Here is a 1705-nt window from a genome sequence, read left to right as displayed (position 1 = left end):
AAACCGCTTTCAGACGGCCACCCTCACCCATAGCAACATTCAAAACCACAGCCGCTACGAAGGCGAAAGTTTCGGCTTAGGTGCCAGCGTTGCCGTAAGCGGCAAAACGCTGGGGCAGGGCGCACAAAATAAACCTCAAGACAAACACCTGACAAGCGTAGCGGATAAAAACAGCGCAAGTTCATCAGTGGGTTATGGCAGCGACAGCGACAGTCAAAGCAGCATCACGAAAAGCGGCATCAACACCCAAAACATTCAAATCACAGACGAAGCCGCACAAATCCGGCTGACAGGCAAAACAGCGGCACAAACCAAAGCTGATATTGATACAAACGTAACCACAGACACCGCCGAACGACATTCAGGAAAACGATCAGACCAAATTCATCTGCCAGCAAAAATGGAATGCCGATATATTCTAAAGTAAGTAGAAGAGAAATATTTGATTTGTATGAAAAATATTCAGGTCAGAGGCTTGATTTTAGGAATATTCCGAATAAAGGGCAATTATCTTCTACGACTATTACATCAGGACCTTGGAAAGGAACGACCATCATTTTAAGAAATTTTTCAACTAGCCGAGAACAAACTGGAGCAAAATGGACAATTGAGTTTAGGAATCAACCTGCTTCAGTACGTGGGCAAAGATTAGAGTTAAAATTTAGATAAAGGTTACGTTATGAATGCGAAGATAAAATATAATCTTTTAGAATATTGTGAATATTTAGGTGGTATTTTTGGTGTTTATAAAAATTATTTAAATATGGATATCAAAGATCCAAATTTAAAAATTAAATTTTTTGATTTTTTGGAAGAACTTTTATCAGATGGTGTTATTGAATTATGCGATTATCGTGAAAATCCTCCAAAAATATTAACTGGTTCGCCAAAAACACAGGTAGATGAATTAAGAAGAATTTGGCCAGATATGGAAGAGATGTTGCTATATTTTCCAGATAATCCTTGGTTTTATGTAGAGCATTTTTGGTGGGGAGCAACTTGCCCTATTGAACTGACACAATTGCCTAAAATAGAAATTTACGAAGAACAAATGAAACAAGCTTAAAGCCAGCGTAACCAGCCTGTATGACGAGGTGCAGGCGAACAATCCAATATCAACATCACGGGCTCAGATGTTTCAGGTAAAGCAGGAACCGGCCTGATTGCCGATAAGCAAATCCATCTGCAATCCGCCGAACAAAGCAACACCGAATGCAGCCAAAACAAATCAGCAGGCTGGAACGCAGGGGCTGCCGTATCATTCGGACAAGGGGGCTGGTCATTAGGCTTTACCGCAGGCGGCAATGTCGGCAAAGGCTACGGCAATGGCGATAGTGTAACCCAGCGCCATAGCCATATTGGCGACAAAGGCAGCCAAACCCTTATCCAAAGCGGCACCACCACCATCAAAGGTGCGCAGCTTATCGGCAAAGGCGTACAGGCAGATACGCGCAACCTGCATATAGAAAGTGTTCAAGATACTGAAACCTATCAGAGCAAACAGCAAAACGGCAACGTCCAAGTTACCGTCGGTTACGGATTCAGTGCAAGCGGCAGTTACAGCCAAAGCAAAGTCAAAGCAGACCATGCCTCGGTAACCGAGCAAAGCGGTATTTATGCCGGAGAAGACGGCTATCAAATCAAGGTCGGAAACCATACAGACCTCAAAGGCGGCATCATCACGTCTAGCCAAAGCGCAGAAGAC

At 43.4% G+C, this 1705-nt stretch carries 2 protein-coding genes and 2 pseudogenes; all 4 read left to right on the top strand.

The features are described from left to right. Positions 1 to 427, top strand: a pseudogene (locus HMPREF3139_RS11165) (hypothetical protein); the annotation flags it as partial. After that, a complete protein-coding gene (locus HMPREF3139_RS10860; protein ID WP_141743131.1) occupies positions 406 to 669 on the top strand; it encodes a hypothetical protein in 264 nt (87 codons plus the stop codon). The pseudogene HMPREF3139_RS11165 and the gene HMPREF3139_RS10860, both read left to right, overlap by 22 nt. 10 nt (positions 670 to 679) lie before the next feature. Next, positions 680 to 1066, top strand: a complete 387-nt coding sequence (locus HMPREF3139_RS03790; RefSeq protein WP_003712157.1) for a DUF596 domain-containing protein — start codon at positions 680 to 682, stop codon at positions 1064 to 1066. Positions 1067 to 1093: 27 nt separating this feature from the next. After that, positions 1094 to 1705: pseudogene (locus HMPREF3139_RS10510) on the top strand (hemagglutinin repeat-containing protein); the annotation flags it as partial.

Source organism: Neisseria sp. HMSC15G01 (genome assembly GCF_001808255.1).
Classification (GTDB): domain Bacteria; phylum Pseudomonadota; class Gammaproteobacteria; order Burkholderiales; family Neisseriaceae; genus Neisseria; species Neisseria subflava_A.
Note: the sequence above shows the minus strand (reverse complement) of the source record. Positions and strands in the feature narration are given on the sequence as shown.

Excerpts from the sequence above, each read along its gene's own strand:
- HMPREF3139_RS10860 (WP_141743131.1), top strand. The coding sequence starts at position 406 with ATGCCGATATATTCTAAAGTAAGTAGAAGAGAAATATTTGATTTGTAT.
- HMPREF3139_RS03790 (WP_003712157.1), top strand. The coding sequence starts at position 680 with ATGAATGCGAAGATAAAATATAATCTTTTAGAATATTGTGAATATTTA.